The sequence below is a fragment of the Pseudomonas sp. QD4 genome, from assembly GCF_049199125.1.
In the GTDB taxonomy this organism is placed as follows: Bacteria; Pseudomonadota; Gammaproteobacteria; order Pseudomonadales; family Pseudomonadaceae; genus Aquipseudomonas.
The window spans coordinates 619,959-636,570 of sequence record NZ_JBLZOM010000002.1 but is presented as its reverse complement, the minus strand read 5'-3'; the positions used below and the strand labels follow the sequence as shown (position 1 = coordinate 636,570).

The window sequence follows — 16,612 nt, the reverse complement described above, 5'->3', positions numbered from 1 at the left end:
CAGCGGCTACAGGGGGATGCGCGGGGTTACGCATTCAACGTTCGACAGGCACCGACAGTTTCGGATTGCCCAGCGCATGGCTCTTGGCATCGAAGAAACGCAGCGTCACGTCCATGCCGTCGAACAGCGTGGCGTAGTGGCGTTTCTGGTGCTGGATAAAGGCCTTGCTGCGCGGGTGGATCGAGATCGCCAGGGTCTTGCTCCCGGATTGGCGGATGGCTTGCACCAGGTGGTTGTCCTGGGGGCCGAGGTTGTGGCCGAAGATGCACAAGGCGTCGCCGTGGCCCAGCAGTTGCTCGTAGCAGAACGACAGGTAATCGCTGCTGCGAATGGTCTTGAGCTTGTCTGCCAGCGGCCCTTCGGTGACGAACAGCGGCACGTCATCCAGGGTCTTGATGGTGTTGTTGATGGCGAAGCTGCCCAGCAGCGTGCCCTCGGTGGAGGTCAGTTTGCGTGCGCTGCCGTCGACGTTGCGCACCAGGTGCAGGCCCCCGTGCAGGTACAAAAAGCGCGTGTCGCTGCTGGCGGTATCGCGCACATCGAACATCGGTTCGCTGCCGTGGAACAGGTCGTCGATACCCGGGTTGTCATGCTGGATCGCCCAGTAGTTGAGCAGGTCGTAATTGGTGGTGAACACCGTGCGATAGCGGCGCAGTTCCTGATTGATCAAGGCCAGGCTCGCCGGTTGCACCAGGCGCCAGGGGATGTGCACCGCGTGCACGGTGTTGATCAGCGCTTCCTTGATCGCGTAGTAGCGATTGCGCGGCGCTGCCGAACTCACGGCCAGGGCCTTGTTGACCCGGCTGGTGGTCTTCAGGGCGCCGAGCACCTGTTCGAAGCTGCGGGTCTGCAGGGCGTCGAACACACTCAGTTCGGACTGGCTCAAGGGTTTTTCTTCGACGGTGCGCGCGTTTTCGAACAGCGAGTCATAGGCGAAATCGTCCCAGACCGCACGGCTGGCACCATTGCCGATCAGCAGCCCGGCAATCGGCGTGCTGGCGCGCAAGGCCTCCCAGTCTCCAAGGTTGGCGTCAAATTCCTGGAAATCCATCATCGCGGTTCGTCGTCTCAAGGCACAGGGCGCCGACTTTATCACGACCGACTGTTGAGCCAGGTCAAGATCGGCGGTGACCGATGGGTCGATCCTGTAGGCATTTGCTGAATTGGCGTTTCGCGGTTCGGCCCAGCCAAGAGGATTTTCCATGAGCAGCACGTTTTTTATTCCCGCGGTCAACATCATGGGCATTGGCTGTCTCGACGAGGCCATGAACGCGATTCGCAACTACGGCTTTCGCAAGGCGCTGATCGTCACCGATGCCGGCCTGGCCAAAGCCGGGGTGGCGAGCATGATCGCCGAGAAGCTGGCGATGCAGGACATCGACTCGCTGGTGTTCGACGGCGCCAAGCCCAACCCGAGCATTGATAACGTCGAACAGGGCCTGCTGCGCCTGCGCGAGGGCAACTGCGATTTCGTGATTTCCCTGGGCGGCGGTTCGCCCCATGACTGCGCCAAGGGCATTGCCCTGTGCGCCACCAATGGCGGGCATATCCGTGACTACGAGGGCGTCGACCAGTCGGCCAAACCGCAGCTGCCGCTGATCGCCATCAACACCACCGCCGGCACTGCCAGCGAGATGACCCGCTTCTGCATCATCACCGACGAAGCGCGCCACGTGAAAATGGCCATTGTCGACCGCAACGTCACGCCGCTGCTGTCGGTCAACGACCCGGCGCTGATGGTCGCCATGCCCAAGGGCCTGACTGCCGCCACCGGCATGGACGCCCTGACCCACGCGATCGAAGCCTATGTGTCGACTGCGGCCAACCCGATCACCGACGCCTGTGCGTTGAAAGCCATCGACATGATCAGCAACAACCTGCGCCAGGCGGTGCACGACGGCTCCGACCTCACGGCCCGGGAGAACATGGCGTACGCCCAGTTCCTCGCCGGCATGGCCTTCAACAATGCCTCCCTGGGTTTCGTGCATGCCATGGCGCACCAGTTGGGCGGGTTCTATGACCTGCCCCACGGTGTGTGCAATGCGGTGTTGCTGCCCCATGTGCAGAGTTTCAACGCCTCGGTCTGTGCCGAACGCCTGACCGATGTGGCCCACGCCATGGGCGCCGACATTCGCGGCTTCAGCCCGGAAGAGGGCGCCCAGGCGGCCATCGCCGCGATTCGCAGCCTGGCTCGGGACGTGGACATCCCGGCCGGCCTGCGCCAGTTGGGCGCCAAGTTGCCGGACATCCCGATCCTCGCCGCCAACGCCCTGAAAGACGCCTGCGGCCTGACCAACCCTCGGGCGGCGGACCAACGGCAGATCGAAGAAATCTTCCGCAGCGCCTTCTGATCCGCTGACCCCGCACCCCACGCCGGCCCCTGAACCTCAGGGGCCGGCCTGCCCTCACACTCCCTGGCCTGCACCATTGAAAGCAATCGGCTGAGCGGCGATAGTGCGCCGCCGAAACGGGCTTTTTTGGGTAACGCAGGGAGCAGGCATGATCTTCAACCACCCTTTGCTGACAGGCCTGGCCGCCAGTGGCCTGCTGCTGTTGGCCAGCCAGAGTCACGCGCAATGCCAGGAACCGCCGCTGCCACCGGGCACCCTGGGGTACAGGGCGTGCAAGGATTGGCCGGCCCAGGCCGGGGTGCAGATCCGCGCCCTGGCCACCGCGCCCGATAACGTCACGGGCGAAACGCAGGCCGGCCTGTTCGACCTGCTCGTGACCCTGGTCGATGCCGGCAGCCAGCAGGTCAAGGCGTCTTACACGCAGACACAAGCCATCAGCTCCGATGCCGTGGCCTTCGATGGGTTGTCCGTGGACACCGCGCGTTATCAGGTGGGCGAAGGTGTTCGCGCCTTCGGCATTCGCAGCCATTTCAGCCACGAATCGATGTACAACCCGTTCGCCAGTGAAAACCTCTCGCTGTTCGTGGTCCAGGGGCAAGCACTGCGCCCGCTGTTAAGCGACCTCAACGTGTATCAGTACGGGGGCGAAAGCGAAGGTCGCTGCCAGGGCCAATTCAGCACCCGCAAACGTACCCTGGCCATGGCCACCACCCGCAGCCACGGCTTCGCCGACCTGATCGTCAAGACCTCTGTGGTCAAGCGCCAAGCCACCCAGCGCGGCGACCAATGCCTGGAAAAAAACAGCCCGCCACAGGTCAGCCAGGTCACCCTGCGTTACGACGGCCAACGCTACGTGGTGCCTCAGGGCCTGCGTGACGAATGAACATTTTCAAGAGGTGTGGATGAACATGAAGCGGTTTTGCCTGCGTGGCGTGATCGCGCTGGGCCTGTGTGGCGTCGCCGTCCAGGCTGCGGCCGAATGCCGAGCCAGTGCCTATTCCGGGGCCGAGGTGCTGTATGAGGTGTGCAAGGACTGGCCAGCCTACCCCGGCACCCGAATCACCGGGCAGGCGCGGTTGGAGCATCCGCAACAGGCCTTGCCGCCCGAAGAGCCCGGCAGCTATGAGCTGCAGCTGGCGCTGGTGTCCAGCCGCGACGGCAGCGTCCAGGCGTCTTACTCCCTGCCTGCGGCGATTCTTTCCGACACCAGCACCTTCCGTGGCCTGGGTATCGACACGGCGCGCTATCGCTTGAACGAGCAGGTGCGGGCCTTTGGCATCCGCAGTTTTTTCGAAGGCACCTCCCGCGCCAACCCCGATGGCGAAACCTGGCTGACCCTGTACGTGCGCGATGGCAAGACGCTGCGTCCGATCCTGGAGAAGCTGGTGGTGGAGTCTTCCAGTGGTGAATGGGATACCCGCTGCAACGGGCATTTCTCCGACAGCAAAAGTACCGTGGCCGTGGCCAAGACCCGCAGTCAGGGGTACGCCGACCTGATCGTCACCACCGTGGCCACCGACAGCGAAGCCCTTGAACAGGGCGCCGATTGCACCACGGCCTCCAGCCACACCCGTACCGCCACCACCACCTTGCGTTATGACGGCCAGCGCTACAGCGTGCCCCCAGGTCTGAAGGCCTGGCGCTGAGGGCTGCGGCGAACCCATGCGTGGTGCCTGCCCGATCCACGGCCGGCTCGCGGCCGTGCTGGCGCTCGACGCCGAGGCCGGGTTGATGCCCCAGCCCGAGTCGCGAAGGAGGGCGTTGCGGTCTACCGGCCGGACCTGGTCTTTTGATCGAACCGGCTGGTGATCAGCGCCAGGCTTCGTGCAGAATCCCCCCCTTGATTCTGTGCCAGGCATTGTCTGCGGGGCACATTGCGGAGTTTTGTCGATGACTGCATCACTGTTGCTGGCCGTGCTCGCTTCCGGCTTTATCTATGGCATCACCCCCGGCCCGGGCGTGCTGGCGGTGTTCGGTATTGGCGCCGCCCGGGGCCGACGGGCCGGGGCCGGGTTTCTCTGTGGCCATCTGCTGGGGGATGTGGTCTGGTGCAGCACCGCGCTGGTCGCCATTGTCGGCGCCCGTGAGATCGGCAGCAGTGCCTTTGATGTACTGGGCGTGCTCAGCGGCCTGTACCTGTTCTGGCTCGGCCTGCGTGCGATCCGCACCCGCAGTACCGGCAGCGACGCCCCCCAGGGCGCGGCGCGGCAACCGTTCTGGCACGGCATTCTGTTCGGCCTGACCAACCCCAAGGCCTACCCGGTGGCGGTGGCGACCTTTACCGCACTGCTCTCCAGCCGCGCCGAGCTCTTGACCTGGTCGATGCTGCCGTGGCTGATTCTGCTGAGTTTCCTGGGCGGTGTGGTGGCCTACGCGATCCTGATCGGCGTGGTCGGTGCCCGTCAGATACGCACCCTGTACCAGCGCCATGAGCTGGCTATTACGCGGGTTTGCGGAGTAATGTTCATCGGCTTCGCCATCAATGCCCTGGTGCATGCGCTGCCGGGGCTGATCAGCAACAAGGGATAACCGCGCTGCAAGGCTGCAGCAGCGAAGCGTCAGCGGCCGATGCCGTTTGACCAGGCCCAGGGATTGATACTCGGCGTTTCATTTGCAAGGCAGTCCCTTCCCTGATGGCAACCAAGAATTCAGCGCCTCTGGCCAGCTTTATCGACCTGTTGCTGGATGCCGTGTGTGCGGTGGACAGCAACGGCCGCTTCGTCTTTGTCAGCGCCGCCTGCGAGCGGATTTTCGGCTACACCCCCGAAGAGCTGGTGGGCACTGCCATGATCGAACTGGTGCACCCGGCAGATCGCGAGCGCACCCTGCAGGCCGCGCGGGAGATCATGGCCGGGGTGCCGATGCCCAATTTCGAAAACCGCTACCTGCGCAAGGATGGGCGCATCGCCCATATCCTCTGGTCGGCGCGCTGGTCGGAGGTCGATCAACTGCGCATTGCCGTGGCCCGGGATATCACCGAGCGCAAGCTGGCCGAGTCCAGGCAGGCTGCGCTGTATGCGATTTCCGAAGCGGCCCAGGGCGCCGAAGACCTGCTCGGCCTGTTCCAGCGGGTGCATCGGATCATCGGTGAATGGCTGCCGGCACTGAATTTTTCAGTGGCCCTGCAGGACCCGCACTCCCAGGCCATGAGCTTTGCCTACCATGTCGACCCCAGCGAGCAGCAGCCGGAACGCACGGGCAGTTTCACCGGCCGGGTGTGTGCCGAAGTGATCCGCAGCGGCCTGCCGTTGCGCCTGACCCCAGACTCCGGCGAGCCGCTGCCGGAGTCTTTCCCACCCATGCCGGAGCCGGACAGCACGTGCTGGCTCGGGGTGCCGCTCAACTCGCAGAAAGGCACCATCGGAGCGCTGGTGGTCAGGAGCGCGCCGGGCGAACGCTATACCGAGCAGGACCAGGAACTGCTGCAGTACGTCTGCGCCCAACTGACCACCGCCATCGAACGCCAGCAGTTGCAGGCCCGCCTGCAATACATGGCCGAATACGACCAGTTGACCCAGTTGCCCAACCGCGAGCTGCTCAAGGAGCGCCTGCGCCATTCACTGGCCCGGGCCCGGCGCGAATCGGGGCGCATGGCCCTGCTGTACATCGACCTCGACCAGTTCAAGCAGGTCAACGACACCTACGGCCATGCCGTCGGCGACATGCTGCTGCAGGCCGTTGCCAGCCGGCTCAAGGGCTGTGTGCGTGAGTGCGATACCGTGGCGCGGATCGGCGGCGACGAGTTCGTGATTCTGCTTGAAAGCATGCAGGCGGCCGCGGACGCCGACACCGTGGCCGACAAAATCTGTCAGGTGCTGGGCGACCCACTGCGCCTGGACGGCCACTCCCTGAGCATCCGGCCCAGCATCGGCATCGGCCTGTACCCCGAGCATGGCCTGGAAGAACAGTCACTGTTCAAGCACGCCGACGACGCGATGTACCGGGCCAAGCGGGCGCGCAAGGCCCACTCCCGAGCGTGATTGCCGCCGCCTGAAGCACCTTGCCCGAGGTGGCTGGCCCCTGCACCTGGGGCCCATCCTGTGTCCGCGGTTCGCGTGGCGATTGGCGGGTGTTGGGCGGCGCGGCCAGGCACCGTTCGTCGCGGCAAGGGGGATTTTTCTAAACCTTTGTCGCCGCGAAATTTCACATGCCATACAGGCGGCACTACCGAGTCGCGTTATCACACCCTGAGTTGTTCACCCCTGAGTAAGGAGGGCGAAACCATGAGCCGCATGGCCAACCCATTACGCACTGCCAGCCTGGCACTGCTGCTGAGCCTGGGCGCGACCAGCGCCTTCGCGCAGTCGCCAGCCGCATTTATCGACGACGCCTCGGCCAAGGGCATCGCCGACATTGAAGCCAGCCGCATGGCGCACCAGAAAACCTCGTCCAAGGAGGTCAAGGATTACACCATCGTGGTGATCAATGACCGCACCACAGCCAACCAGCACCTGGCCAAGATCGCCAAGCAACTGGACCTGCCGGTGGCGCCCCGTGAAGAAGTGCTGAGCAAGGCCAAAACCATGATGCCGCAGGTGCCCGAAGGCGAAGCCTTCGACGCCGCCTACGCCGCCAGCCAGGTCAAGGCCACTGAAGAAGCCATCGAGCAGATCCAGCAGCAGGCCCAGACCAGCGAGGTTCCCGAGCTCCAGGCGTTTGCCGAGGAAACCCTGCCCAAGCTGGAAAATCACCTGCAAATGGCCCGGGCCCTGCAAGCCAGCCGTTGATTTCCTGAGGCCTGTGGGTGAGCCGCCTTGGCCGCTCACCCGCTACCTGTTCCAGGCCCCCAGCCCACTGTCAGATTTTGATCAGCCCTTCCAAGGAGACCGGCGATGTCGACTCAACACGTGCGCAATCAGTACGAAATGCAAAACCCCCTGACCCAGTACCCACAGCCGAAATTTCCCGATCAGCCACAAACCGCCCCCGGTATCGACCAGAACATGACGCCCCGGCCGGACCACGGTGAGCAGAGCTACCAGGGTTTTGGCCGACTCAAGGGACGCAAGGCACTGATCACCGGCGGCGACTCGGGCATTGGTCGGGCGGCCGCCATTGCCTATGCCCGGGAGGGCGCCGATGTGGCGATCAACTATTTGCCCGAGGAAGAGCGGGACGCGCGCCAGGTCATCGAACTGATCCAGGCCGAGGGGCGCAAGGCTGTGGCGCTGCCCGGCGATATTCGCGACGAAGCCTTCTGCCTGGAACTGGTGCGCAGCGCCCATCAGCAACTGGGTGGCCTGGACATCCTGGTCAATGTGGCGGGCAAGCAGGTGGCGCAGCAACACATCGCCGAACTCAGCACCGAGCAGTTCGACGCCACCCTGAAAACCAACGTCTACGCCATGTTCTGGATCTGCAAGGCGGCGTTGCCGCTGATGCCGGCCGGGGCCACGGTGATCAACACCGCGTCGATCCAGTCGTATCAGCCCTCGGCCACCTTGCTCGACTACGCCACCACCAAGGCGGCGATCGTGGCCTTCACCAAGGCCCTGGCCAAGCAAGTGATCGAGCAGGGGATCCGGGTCAACGCGGTGGCACCCGGTCCGATCTGGACCGTGCTGCAGCCCAGTGGCGGCCAGCCGCGGGATAAAATTCCCGAATTCGGCCTGCAAACCCCAATGAAACGCCCCGGCCAACCGGCAGAGTGCGCGCCGCTCTATGTGCTGCTGGCGTCCCAGGAGTCGAGCTACATCACCGGCGAAGTGTTCGGCGTCACCGGCGGCAATCCACTGCCATAAGCCCCAGCGCTTCGGGGCCGGTCGCTGACCAGCCCCGGGGCGAATTCAGCACTGATTCAAATCGGTCTTGCGACCGTCTTCGGCGCCCGAGGCGTCGAGGTTGAGGGAATCGCCACGGCCGATTTCCTTGTACTGGCTGCGCAGTTTCTCCAACTGCTTGAGGTCCAGCCCATCGAGGCTCAGCACCGCGTTGTGCGCATCCTGGGTGGCGCGCAGCAACTCATCGATCTTGATATGCAAAATGTCGTTGTCGCGGTTCTGGGTGTTCTGGATCAGGAACACCATCAGAAACGTGATGATGGTGGTCGAGGTGTTGATGATCAGCTGCCAGGTGTCATTGAAATGGAAAATCGGCCCACTCAGCCCCCACAGCACAATCAGGCCGACCGCCACCAGAAACGTCTTCGGGCTCCCGGCCCACATCGACAACGATTGCGAGATCTTGGAAAACTTCATGAGCGGATTCCTTATCAGAATGGACCTGAACTTCTGACCGCAGCGCGGTGGCGGAATTTCTTTTAACTGCGCGAGGCCTAGCGGCCCTAGGTTGCAGCGCTATATGAGGGGAAATCTTTCTTTGTGTCGGTTTGTGTCTAGTATCAGTTGGCCGGCAAATTGCCAGCATGTTCATACACGGATCGGAAAAGGTAAGAGGTCACCCATGGAATTCTTCGAAAAGTTAGCCAGTCTCGCTGCCAAGGTACGTTTGCAAGCAGCTGCCATTCAAACTGAGGAGGCGACAAAAAATGCCTTTGTCATGCCTTTCATCAGTACGGTGCTGGGATACGACGTATTCGATCCAACGGAAGTGACCCCTGAGTTCGTGTGTGACATCGGGACCAAAAAAGGCGAAAAAATCGATTACGCCGTTATGAAGGAAGGTGAAGTCCAGATCTTGATCGAGTGCAAAAAGATCGGCGAGCCTTTGCATATCAATCATGCCTCGCAACTCTTTCGCTACTTTCACGTGACCAGTGCGCGGATATCCATTTTGACCAATGGTCAGGTCTACAAATTTTTTACGGACCTGGATGCGCCGAACAAGATGGACGAGAAACCGTTTCTCGAACTCGACCTGTTGGATATCGATGAATACGCGGTGCCGGAACTGACAAAACTCACCAAGTCAGCCTTTGATGTCGAGTCGATCATCAATGCAGCGGGGGAGTTGAAGTATGTCAGTCAGATTAAAAAGGTCATCGCTTCGCAGGTCAGCAAACCCGACGACGACTTTGTCAAAGTCTTTGCTTCGCGGGTCTATGACGGGGTGATTACCCAGAAGGTTCGCGAGCAGTTTTATGAGCTGACGAGAAAGGCCCTGGGGCAATTTCTCAATGACCAGATCAACGATCGGCTCAAGTCGGCAATGAGTGGCGCGATTCAACCGCCGATTGCTGTCATGGCCACTACCGGGAGGGCTGCTGGGGGCGCGGAGGAAGAGGAACTCGACCAGATCGAGGACAAGGTGTTTACCACCTTGGAGGAACTGGAGGGTTACCACATCGTGCGTGCAGTAGTGCGTTCTGTGGTCGATGCCAAGCGCATTGTGCAGCGAGATACCCAGAGCTACTTCGGCATATTGCTCGATGACAACAACCGCAAACCCATCTGCCGCCTGCATTTCAATCGCTCACAAAAGTACATCGGGATTTTCGACCAAGACAAAAATGAAACCCGCCATCCGCTCAACTCCATCGATGATATCTACGAGTATTCGGATTCCCTGAAAAAGACCATCGGCTATTACGAATAACGCCGGCATTGCTCCTGACGCCTGCAACGGGCGTCAGGGATGAGCCTGGTGGATATTGGCAACTCTGGGGTTCAGCAGTTGAACTGCGCTTACAGATGAAAATACTTCTTCGCACAATAAAACAGGGCAAGGCTGGAATCGCCCTGGCTGCGGGCTTACCGTGTGGCCTGTCGCGCCGATGATGGGGCGACGGTTTCAGGGAGGCAGGCATGAGGTCCAGCGCGGATACTTCGGTTATCGAGCTTTATCACCAGGCGGAGGATGATTTCTTCGTCGCCATTTCCCAGTTGTATCGACAGTTCGGCAGCAGCCTCAGCGCTTACTGCACCGGGGTCGAGGCCAGCAGCCTGAACCTGCTGCTGGTGAAGCAGGCCGACCCCGAGCTGGCGTCGCAGCTGGCCCAGGGCATCGACTTTCTGCAACGCACGCAGATGCCGTTCTGCGTGGTGGTGCGTGACACGCTGGTGGCGCAGGTGCATGAGCAGTTGCAGCAACAGCAGCTGCTGGCGAACGACCAGACCACCTGCATGCACCTGGACCTCACAACCTGGCAGGCGGCGGGGGCGGCCCCCGGCCAGGTCGATATCCGTTGCACCGACCAGCACCTGGATGACTGGTCGCGGCCGGTGGCGAGTGCTTTCGAGTCGGGCGAGGAGGGCATTGGCCAATACCTGGCACGGCATCGGGCGGCGCTGGCGGCGGGGCGCTCGTTGCGCCATTTCAGCCTGTATGTCGAGCAATTGCCGGTGTGTTCGCTGACCTTGTCCCTGGGGCCTGGGGTGGCCCGGCTCGATGACATCGGCACCCAACGCGAGTACCAGCATCGGGGTTATGCCAGTGCATTGATCCAGCACGCCCTGGCGTATGCCAAGGTCGAGGGCGCGCAGCGTTGTGTGCTTGAGGCTTCGATCGACGGTTTGTCGATCTACCGTCGGGCGGGCTTTGCCACCCTGTTTGAATACACCACCTTTTGCCGCGAGTGACAGATCACCCGGGCCCGCTGGCTAGCGTGTGGCGTTGTGGCGAAATTGCCTTGGGCTGATGCCGGTCAGGGCCTTGAACTGGCGGCTGAATGCGCTGTGGTCGGTGTAGCCGCATTGCAGCGCCACCTCGGTAATGGGCAACTCGCCCAGCAGCAGGCGCGAGGCGTGTTCCAGGCGTGCCTTGTGAATCATCTGCCGTGGCGTGAGGTGGAAGATGCGCTTGCAGTAGCGTTCCAGCTGGGCAATCGACAGGTCGGCAATTTCGGTCAATTGCTCGAGGCGGATCGCTTCGCTGTAGTGTTCGCGGATATAGCGGTCCACTGCCGCCAGGCGTTCATAGGCCGGGTGGGTATCGTGGGCCGCCTGCAGGTCGAGGGAGATGCCGGCCATGCCGATGATCTGCCCCGCGCGCCCGTGCAGGGGCAATTTATGGGTCAGGCACCAGCCGGGTTCGCGGCTGCCGTACAGGTGCAGTTCCAGTTGGCCCTTGATGCTGATGCCGTGGCGCAGCACCCGTTGGTCCTGCTCGGTATAGACCGGGCCGAGCACCGCCGGGAATACCTCGGCGGACGTCTTGCCCAGCAGCGGCTCGATGTTCTTGAAGCCGCAGCGCTGGGCCAGGGTCAGGTTGGCGATCAGGTAGCGGGCCTGCAGGTCCTTGATGAAAAACACCGCGTTGGCAATGGTGTCGAGCAGTGGTGCAATCAGCGCCATGCTGCCCAGCAGGCTCTCGATGTCTTCGGGGCGCTGGCGCGCCAGGGCTGCGGGCAGCCGGTGCAGGGTGGCGGGTTCGATCATGCTGCCGTTCCTTGAATGACCTGGCTGTCAGCCGCTGCTCATTATGGCGAGGCACCGGGCTGTGGCAAGGGCGGCGACCCGCATGCCGCTCGGCTAGCGCTTGAGCAGAGTCCCGATGCGCGCCGGCACCAGGGGCGTGCGTGGTCGGGGCGGGTCCCAGCCGAACAGGGCTTGCGCCGCCGTGGCGCAGACCCGGCCCTGGCAGGCCCCCATGCCGCATCGCGATTGCAGCTTGGCGGCGGTCCAGCCGGGTTGCTCGGCAATGGCGGAAAAGGCCACGTCTTCGCAGCGACACAGCAGGGTATCCGGGCGCGCCAGTTGCAGCACCTCCGGCCGCAAGGTGAAGGTGCTGCGAACCTGATCGGCAAACGCCTGCCAATGCTGGCGCCGCTGACTCAGCGCCGCCGCGGCGGCGTCCTGGCCGCTGGCGACCAGCCCGGCGATTTCGCCTTCGATCAGCGCCAGCTCGCTGCCGCCGACCCCGGTGCATTCACCCGCCGCCAGGACCCCGGAGACATTGGTGCGTTGCTGGTGGTCGACAGCGATGGCGTGTTCGTGTAACTGGCAGCCCAGGTGGCTGGCGAGCAGGGTGTTGGGCACCAGGCCAAAGCCGCAGGCCAGACGCTCGCAGGGCAGTTCAAGGGTGCGCTCGCCCTGGCGGATGCGCACCGCTTCCAGCCGTTGCTCGCCCAGGGCTTCCATTACATGGGCATTGCTGCGATAGGCCGGGGTGGCCAGGGTCAGGGCCTGGCGGATTTTGCTCGGCCAGCGCCACAGGCCCGTGGCAAAGCCGGCCAACGCAGCGCTTGGCGCCTGTTCCAGGACCCGGATCACCCGGGCGCCGGCCTGACGCGCACTGGCGGCGCTGGCCAGCAGCAGCGGGCCGCTGCCCGCCACCACCACGCGCTCACCGCGCAGCGGCAGGCCGTTTTTCAGCAGCGCCTGCAAGGCCCCGGCCCCCGTGACCCCGGGCAGGGTCCAGCCGGGGAAGGGCAGCAGCAACTCACGGGCGCCGCAGCACAGAATCAGTTGTCGGTAATCGATGATCCAGGCGTGTTCGGCATCCTCCAGCAGCAGCGCCTGAGGGCCGGCGGCGCCGATGATGCGGGTGCCGCTGAGGTAGCGCAGTTGCGGCGAGTCCAGCACCTTGAAGCGCTCGCGCACGGCCGGATCGAGCCGGGTGTCCGGGCCGTTGCGCCAGATCTGCCCACCGGGGCGCGGATTGTCGTCGATCACCACCAGCGAGGCGCCACTGCGGCTGGCGGCCTGGGCGGCGGCGAGACCGGCCGGGCCGCTGCCGACGATCAGGATGTCGCAGTCCAGTCGTTGTTCGGTCATAGGCTGCGCTCCACGTGCATGCCTTCGCGGCACAGGGTCTGGCACGCGAGTTGGCGCCGGCCGTCGATGGTCATACGGCATTCCTGGCAAATGCCCATGCCGCAGAACGGCGCGCGCGGGGCACCGCTGCATGAGCGGCGAGTGCGCTCATCGCCGCTGTGGGCCAGGGCCGCGGCGACGGTCAGGCCATCGCGCACGGTGAGGGCCTGATGCTCGAGGTAGATGATCATCGCGGGTCTCCGGTCAGTACGCCGAAGCGTTCGGGCAAATAGGGACGAGGGTCGATGGGCGATGTCTCGCCGAGCATCAGCGCTGCCAGCACGCGCGCGCTGCCGGGGGCGGTGGTCACGCCCAGGCCTTCATGCCCGAGGGCCAGCCACAGGCCTGCTTGTCTGGGGTGCTGGCCCAGCAGCGGCAAGCCGTCGGGGCTGGCGGCGCGAAAGCCGGTCCAGGCGCGAATGCCGTTGAGTTCGGCCAGCGCCGGCAGGTAATCCACCGCCCGTTGCAGCATGGGCGCGAGTACCGCCGGTTCGACAGCCGGGTCCAGGGTGTCGAACTGGCGCGACGAACCGATCAGCAATTGCCCGGTGGGGCGCGGCTGCACGTTGAACGCCACCGAGGTGCCGTCGCTGGCGTGGGCGCTGGCGGCATAGCCCAGTTCCACCAATTGGTGCGTGACCTGGCTGGGGTAGCGATCGGTGATCAGCAGGTGGCCCTTTTTCGGCCGCAGGGGCAATTCGGGCAGCAGTTGCCGGGCGGCAAAGCCGTTGGCCAGCACCACGTATTCCGCGTGCAGCACGCGGCCATCGTCGAGCTCGACCCGATTGGCCGCGACCGCTGTCACCGTGGCGACCTGGCGACTGATGCTTGGGTGGTTGTGCAGCAGCCAGCTGGCGGTGGCCGGTGCGTAGAGGATGCCGTCGCCGGGAATCTTCAAGGCGCCGCCCAGCCCCTTGCGGAGCATGGGTTCGAGTTCAGCCAATTGGTCTGCACCGAGCAGTTCGCCGGCCACCCCATGTTCGGCCAGGGTTCGTTGCTTGCTGCGCGCGAGGTCCATTTCCCCGGTATCGGCAGCCAGCCACAGGGTGCCGCAATTGCGATAGGCGCAGGCGGCCGGCAGGTGCTCGCGCAGTTGGCTCCAGAGGCCTATGGAGTAATGACTGAGGGCCAGTTCGGCGGCGTTGTCGTCCATCGCCACCAGGTGGCCCATGCCGGCGCCGGTGGCGCCACCGCTGGCGTTGTCCAGCACCTGCACCCGCAGGCCGCGCCGGGAAAATTCATGGGCACAGGCGGCGCCGATGATCCCGGCGCCGATCACGATCACATCGGCCTGGGCCGCTTGGGTCACGGCAGGATGCCCCAGCCGAAGGGATCGTCGGCCTGGATCAGCAGGGTGGCTTCGGCACTGATATGGGCGGTGCCGCGAATGGTCGGGATGATCTGTTCGCCGGCCTGCTCATAGTGGGCGCTGAACTGGCTGCCGATCACGCTGGCCTGGCGCCAGGTAGCGCCGGGGGCGAGTTTGCCGTCGGCCGCCAGGCACGCCAGCTTGGCGCTGGTGCCGGTGCCGCAGGGCGAGCGGTCATAGGCCTTGCCGGGGCACAGCACAAAGTTGCGGCTGTCGGCATCGGGGTCGTCGGCGAACAGTTCGATATGGTCGATCAGCCCGTCATTGGCGCCACGGATTCCGGCTGCCTCCAGGGCTTCGCGCACGGCCCAGGTGTACTGGGTCAGGGCTTCGACGTTATCCAGGGCAATGCGCTGGCCATGGTCGCTGATCAGGAAGAACCAGTTGCCGCCCCAGGCGATATCGCCATGGATCCGCCCGTGCCCGGGCACGTCCAGCGCCACAGCCTGGCGATGGCGGTAGGCGGGGACGTTGCGCACGCTGACCGAGAGGTCGTCGTGCAGCGTGGCCTCGACGGTGCCCACCGGGGTTTCGATGCGGTGCACGCCAGGTTCGATGCGCCCCAGGTGATGCAGCGAGCGCACCAGGCCGATGGTGCCGTGGCCGCACATGCCCAGGTAACCGCTGTTATTGAAGAAGATCACCCCGGCACAGGCGTCGGCCGCCTGCGGCTCGCACAGCAGCGCGCCCACCAGCACGTCGCTGCCCCGAGGTTCCAGGGCGCAGGCGGTGCGCCAGTGGTCGTGCTCGCGTTGCAACAGCGCCAGGCGTTCGGCCATCGAGCCATTGCCCAGTTCGGGAAAGCCGTCGATAACCAGGCGAGTGGGTTCGCCCCCTGTGTGTGAATCGATGACGGTAATTCGTTTCATGGCATCACCTGGCAAGAAAGGCCTACAGAGTGAGCCGCGATCGGGTGTGGTCGCTTGTGGGTTTTCATCGCTGTTGATGACGAAATCGGCATAGTTTCAGGCTCGGGCCGACACCTCCCCATCGAGCCAGGGTCTGTGCTGATTTCGTCACTGATAGGGGCGAAAAGGCTCAAGCCCGTTCTGGGGGAAACGGCGACCCTGTGTCTTTTGCTGCATTCGCCGGCTCACGCGAGCCCCGCTCATCACGGCGCCCTGGTCCCTAGGCCGGGACCACCGTTCCCAGGTCATGAGGCCCTGCCATGTCTGAACACGTCACCTTGTCATTGGATCAAGTCCACGCCCTGTCGCTGCAGGTGCTGGCCCGCCACGGGCTGTCGGAGGCCCACGCGCAGGCGATTGCCGAGGTGGTGACCCAGGGCCAGCGCGATGAGTGCCACTCCCATGGCGTCTATCGCTTGCTCGGCTGCGTGCGTTCGGTGCGCGAAGGCAAGGTCGACCCCCAGGCCGAACCCAGCGTGCGCCACATCAGCGCCGGGGTGCTGGAGGTGGATGCGCATTACGGCTATTCGCTGCTGAGTTTCAAGACCGGCCTGCCCTTGCTGGCCGAAAAGGCCCGCAGCCAGGGCATTGCGGCGATGGTGATCAAGCGCTGTTTTCACTTTTCGGCCTTGTGGCCAGAAGTCGAGGCCGTTGCCGCCACCGGGCTCGTGGGTCTGGCGATGAACCCCAGCCACAGTTGGGTGGCCCCGGCGGGCGGCAAGCAGCCGGTGTTCGGCACCAACCCCCTGGCCTTCGCCTGGCCGCGACCGGGCGGCCATCCGTTTGTGTTCGACTTTGCCACCAGCGCCATCGCCCGCGGTGATATCGAACTCCACGCCCGCCAGGGCAAGCCCATCCCCGAGCACTGGGCCATAGACGCCCAGGGCCAGCCCACCACTGATGCCAAGGCTGCGTTGCAGGGTGCCATGCAGACTTTCGGCGGGCACAAGGGCTCAGCCTTGGCAGCGATGATCGAGTTGTTGGCCGGGGCACTGATCGGCGACCTCACCAGCGCCGAGTCCATGGCGTTCGACGAAGGCGTCGGCGCTGCGCCTTGCCATGGCGAGTTGATCCTGGCGTTCGATCCCAAGGTGTTTCTGGGGGCGGATTACGAGCAGGGCCTGGCCCGTGCCGAAGGGTTGTTCCAGGCGATCACCGGGCAAGGCGCGCGCCTGCCTTCGCAACGGCGCTTCGAGGCGCGGAAGCGAAGCGAGCGACACGGGGTGCAGATTCCGCAGGCGTTGTATCGGGATATTCAGGCGTTGCTGGGGTAGCGCAAAGATCGCCCGTAGCCGCTGCCGAGCACCGAGAGGCTGCGCTGCCCCTAACAGG

Annotated in this window: 17 protein-coding genes; 10 read left to right on the top strand and 7 right to left on the bottom strand. The window is 64.1% G+C overall.

Annotated elements, in window-relative coordinates; translation table 11 throughout:
* Nucleotides 1–34 precede the first annotated feature (34 nt).
* Nucleotides 35–1,054, bottom strand: a complete 1,020-nt coding sequence (locus ACOZJV_RS13865; RefSeq protein WP_421548320.1) for a DUF4917 family protein — start codon at nucleotides 1,052–1,054, stop codon at nucleotides 35–37.
* 148 nt (nucleotides 1,055–1,202) lie between these two features.
* Here ACOZJV_RS13865 and yiaY point away from each other — a divergent pair, with 148 nt between their 5' ends.
* The 7 genes from yiaY (at nucleotide 1,203) to ACOZJV_RS13830 (ending at nucleotide 8,092) form a co-directional block, all read left to right on the top strand.
* On the top strand, nucleotides 1,203–2,351 hold the full coding sequence (gene yiaY, locus ACOZJV_RS13860) for an L-threonine dehydrogenase (RefSeq protein ID WP_078473145.1): 1,149 nt from the start codon (nucleotides 1,203–1,205) through the stop codon (nucleotides 2,349–2,351).
* Between the two features lie 148 nt (nucleotides 2,352–2,499).
* The gene (locus ACOZJV_RS13855) at nucleotides 2,500–3,234 is read left to right on the top strand and encodes a hypothetical protein (RefSeq protein WP_421547874.1); all 735 of its coding nucleotides are present in this window, start codon (nucleotides 2,500–2,502) and stop codon (nucleotides 3,232–3,234) included.
* Nucleotides 3,235–3,259: 25 nt separating this feature from the next.
* Nucleotides 3,260–3,997 carry a hypothetical protein gene (locus ACOZJV_RS13850; protein ID WP_421547873.1) on the top strand — a complete coding sequence of 246 codons (738 nt, stop codon included), beginning with the start codon at nucleotides 3,260–3,262 and terminating at the stop codon, nucleotides 3,995–3,997.
* Between the two features lie 244 nt (nucleotides 3,998–4,241).
* Nucleotides 4,242–4,880 carry a LysE family translocator gene (locus tag ACOZJV_RS13845; protein ID WP_078473148.1) on the top strand — a complete coding sequence of 213 codons (639 nt, stop codon included), beginning with the start codon at nucleotides 4,242–4,244 and terminating at the stop codon, nucleotides 4,878–4,880.
* A 104-nt stretch (nucleotides 4,881–4,984) separates the two neighbouring features.
* Complete coding sequence (locus tag ACOZJV_RS13840; RefSeq protein ID WP_421547872.1) at nucleotides 4,985–6,331, top strand: diguanylate cyclase domain-containing protein; 1,347 nt, start codon at nucleotides 4,985–4,987, stop codon at nucleotides 6,329–6,331.
* 243 nt (nucleotides 6,332–6,574) lie between these two features.
* Nucleotides 6,575–7,078 carry a DUF4142 domain-containing protein gene (locus ACOZJV_RS13835; protein WP_020297438.1) on the top strand — a complete coding sequence of 168 codons (504 nt, stop codon included), beginning with the start codon at nucleotides 6,575–6,577 and terminating at the stop codon, nucleotides 7,076–7,078.
* 105 nt (nucleotides 7,079–7,183) lie between these two features.
* A complete protein-coding gene (locus ACOZJV_RS13830) occupies nucleotides 7,184–8,092 on the top strand; it encodes an SDR family oxidoreductase (RefSeq protein WP_421547871.1) in 909 nt (302 codons plus the stop codon).
* A gap of 45 nt (nucleotides 8,093–8,137) precedes the next feature.
* On the opposite strand, the gene ACOZJV_RS13825 is transcribed toward ACOZJV_RS13830, so the two are convergent.
* The gene (locus tag ACOZJV_RS13825; protein ID WP_020297437.1) at nucleotides 8,138–8,548 is read right to left on the bottom strand and encodes a low affinity iron permease family protein; all 411 of its coding nucleotides are present in this window, start codon (nucleotides 8,546–8,548) and stop codon (nucleotides 8,138–8,140) included.
* 205 nt (nucleotides 8,549–8,753) lie between these two features.
* Between ACOZJV_RS13825 and ACOZJV_RS13820 the strand changes: the two genes are divergently transcribed.
* Together ACOZJV_RS13820 and ACOZJV_RS13815 are read left to right on the top strand one after the other, a co-directional pair.
* Nucleotides 8,754–9,845 (top strand): type I restriction endonuclease, encoded by a 1,092-nt coding sequence (locus ACOZJV_RS13820; protein WP_201129842.1) that lies wholly within the window; start codon nucleotides 8,754–8,756, stop codon nucleotides 9,843–9,845.
* 209 nt (nucleotides 9,846–10,054) lie between these two features.
* The gene (locus tag ACOZJV_RS13815) at nucleotides 10,055–10,828 is read left to right on the top strand and encodes a GNAT family N-acetyltransferase (protein WP_421547870.1); all 774 of its coding nucleotides are present in this window, start codon (nucleotides 10,055–10,057) and stop codon (nucleotides 10,826–10,828) included.
* Nucleotides 10,829–10,849: 21 nt separating this feature from the next.
* Here the strand turns inward: ACOZJV_RS13815 and ACOZJV_RS13810 are convergent, their stop codons facing one another.
* From ACOZJV_RS13810 to ACOZJV_RS13790, 5 genes are all read right to left on the bottom strand, one after another.
* The gene (locus ACOZJV_RS13810) at nucleotides 10,850–11,626 is read right to left on the bottom strand and encodes an AraC family transcriptional regulator (protein ID WP_078473153.1); all 777 of its coding nucleotides are present in this window, start codon (nucleotides 11,624–11,626) and stop codon (nucleotides 10,850–10,852) included.
* Nucleotides 11,627–11,719: 93 nt separating this feature from the next.
* Nucleotides 11,720–12,964 carry an FAD-dependent oxidoreductase gene (locus ACOZJV_RS13805; protein WP_421547869.1) on the bottom strand — a complete coding sequence of 415 codons (1,245 nt, stop codon included), beginning with the start codon at nucleotides 12,962–12,964 and terminating at the stop codon, nucleotides 11,720–11,722.
* Entirely contained in the window at nucleotides 12,961–13,194 is a 234-nt protein-coding gene (locus ACOZJV_RS13800) for a (2Fe-2S)-binding protein (RefSeq protein WP_078473155.1), read from the bottom strand. Before ACOZJV_RS13800 ends, ACOZJV_RS13805 begins: the two co-directional genes overlap by 4 nt.
* Nucleotides 13,191–14,312: an NAD(P)/FAD-dependent oxidoreductase gene (locus ACOZJV_RS13795; RefSeq protein WP_078473156.1), complete on the bottom strand. Its 1,122-nt coding sequence runs from the start codon at nucleotides 14,310–14,312 to the stop codon at nucleotides 13,191–13,193. The genes ACOZJV_RS13800 and ACOZJV_RS13795 overlap by 4 nt, the downstream gene beginning before the upstream one ends.
* Complete coding sequence (locus tag ACOZJV_RS13790) at nucleotides 14,309–15,241, bottom strand: 4-hydroxyproline epimerase (RefSeq protein WP_078473157.1); 933 nt, start codon at nucleotides 15,239–15,241, stop codon at nucleotides 14,309–14,311. The genes ACOZJV_RS13795 and ACOZJV_RS13790 overlap by 4 nt, the downstream gene beginning before the upstream one ends.
* A gap of 299 nt (nucleotides 15,242–15,540) precedes the next feature.
* Between ACOZJV_RS13790 and ACOZJV_RS13785 the strand changes: the two genes are divergently transcribed.
* Nucleotides 15,541–16,554 (top strand): Ldh family oxidoreductase, encoded by a 1,014-nt coding sequence (locus ACOZJV_RS13785; protein WP_421547868.1) that lies wholly within the window; start codon nucleotides 15,541–15,543, stop codon nucleotides 16,552–16,554.
* The last annotated feature ends 58 nt before the right edge of the window (nucleotides 16,555–16,612 follow it).

Bases quoted from the DNA above. Each gene is read 5' to 3' on its own strand.
- ACOZJV_RS13790 (WP_078473157.1), bottom strand. From the start codon at position 15,241: ATGAAACGAATTACCGTCATCGATTCACACACAGGGGGCGAACCCACT.
- yiaY (WP_078473145.1), top strand. From the start codon at position 1,203: ATGAGCAGCACGTTTTTTATTCCCGCGGTCAACATCATGGGCATTGGC.
- ACOZJV_RS13820 (WP_201129842.1), top strand. From the start codon at position 8,754: ATGGAATTCTTCGAAAAGTTAGCCAGTCTCGCTGCCAAGGTACGTTTG.
- ACOZJV_RS13830 (WP_421547871.1), top strand. From the start codon at position 7,184: ATGTCGACTCAACACGTGCGCAATCAGTACGAAATGCAAAACCCCCTG.
- ACOZJV_RS13850 (WP_421547873.1), top strand. From the start codon at position 3,260: ATGAAGCGGTTTTGCCTGCGTGGCGTGATCGCGCTGGGCCTGTGTGGC.
- ACOZJV_RS13855 (WP_421547874.1), top strand. From the start codon at position 2,500: ATGATCTTCAACCACCCTTTGCTGACAGGCCTGGCCGCCAGTGGCCTG.
- ACOZJV_RS13805 (WP_421547869.1), bottom strand. From the start codon at position 12,964: ATGACCGAACAACGACTGGACTGCGACATCCTGATCGTCGGCAGCGGC.
- ACOZJV_RS13840 (WP_421547872.1), top strand. From the start codon at position 4,985: ATGGCAACCAAGAATTCAGCGCCTCTGGCCAGCTTTATCGACCTGTTG.
- ACOZJV_RS13825 (WP_020297437.1), bottom strand. From the start codon at position 8,548: ATGAAGTTTTCCAAGATCTCGCAATCGTTGTCGATGTGGGCCGGGAGC.
- ACOZJV_RS13845 (WP_078473148.1), top strand. From the start codon at position 4,242: ATGACTGCATCACTGTTGCTGGCCGTGCTCGCTTCCGGCTTTATCTAT.
- ACOZJV_RS13865 (WP_421548320.1), bottom strand. From the start codon at position 1,054: ATGATGGATTTCCAGGAATTTGACGCCAACCTTGGAGACTGGGAGGCC.
- ACOZJV_RS13800 (WP_078473155.1), bottom strand. From the start codon at position 13,194: ATGATCATCTACCTCGAGCATCAGGCCCTCACCGTGCGCGATGGCCTG.
- ACOZJV_RS13810 (WP_078473153.1), bottom strand. From the start codon at position 11,626: ATGATCGAACCCGCCACCCTGCACCGGCTGCCCGCAGCCCTGGCGCGC.
- ACOZJV_RS13785 (WP_421547868.1), top strand. From the start codon at position 15,541: ATGTCTGAACACGTCACCTTGTCATTGGATCAAGTCCACGCCCTGTCG.
- ACOZJV_RS13815 (WP_421547870.1), top strand. From the start codon at position 10,055: ATGAGGTCCAGCGCGGATACTTCGGTTATCGAGCTTTATCACCAGGCG.
- ACOZJV_RS13835 (WP_020297438.1), top strand. From the start codon at position 6,575: ATGAGCCGCATGGCCAACCCATTACGCACTGCCAGCCTGGCACTGCTG.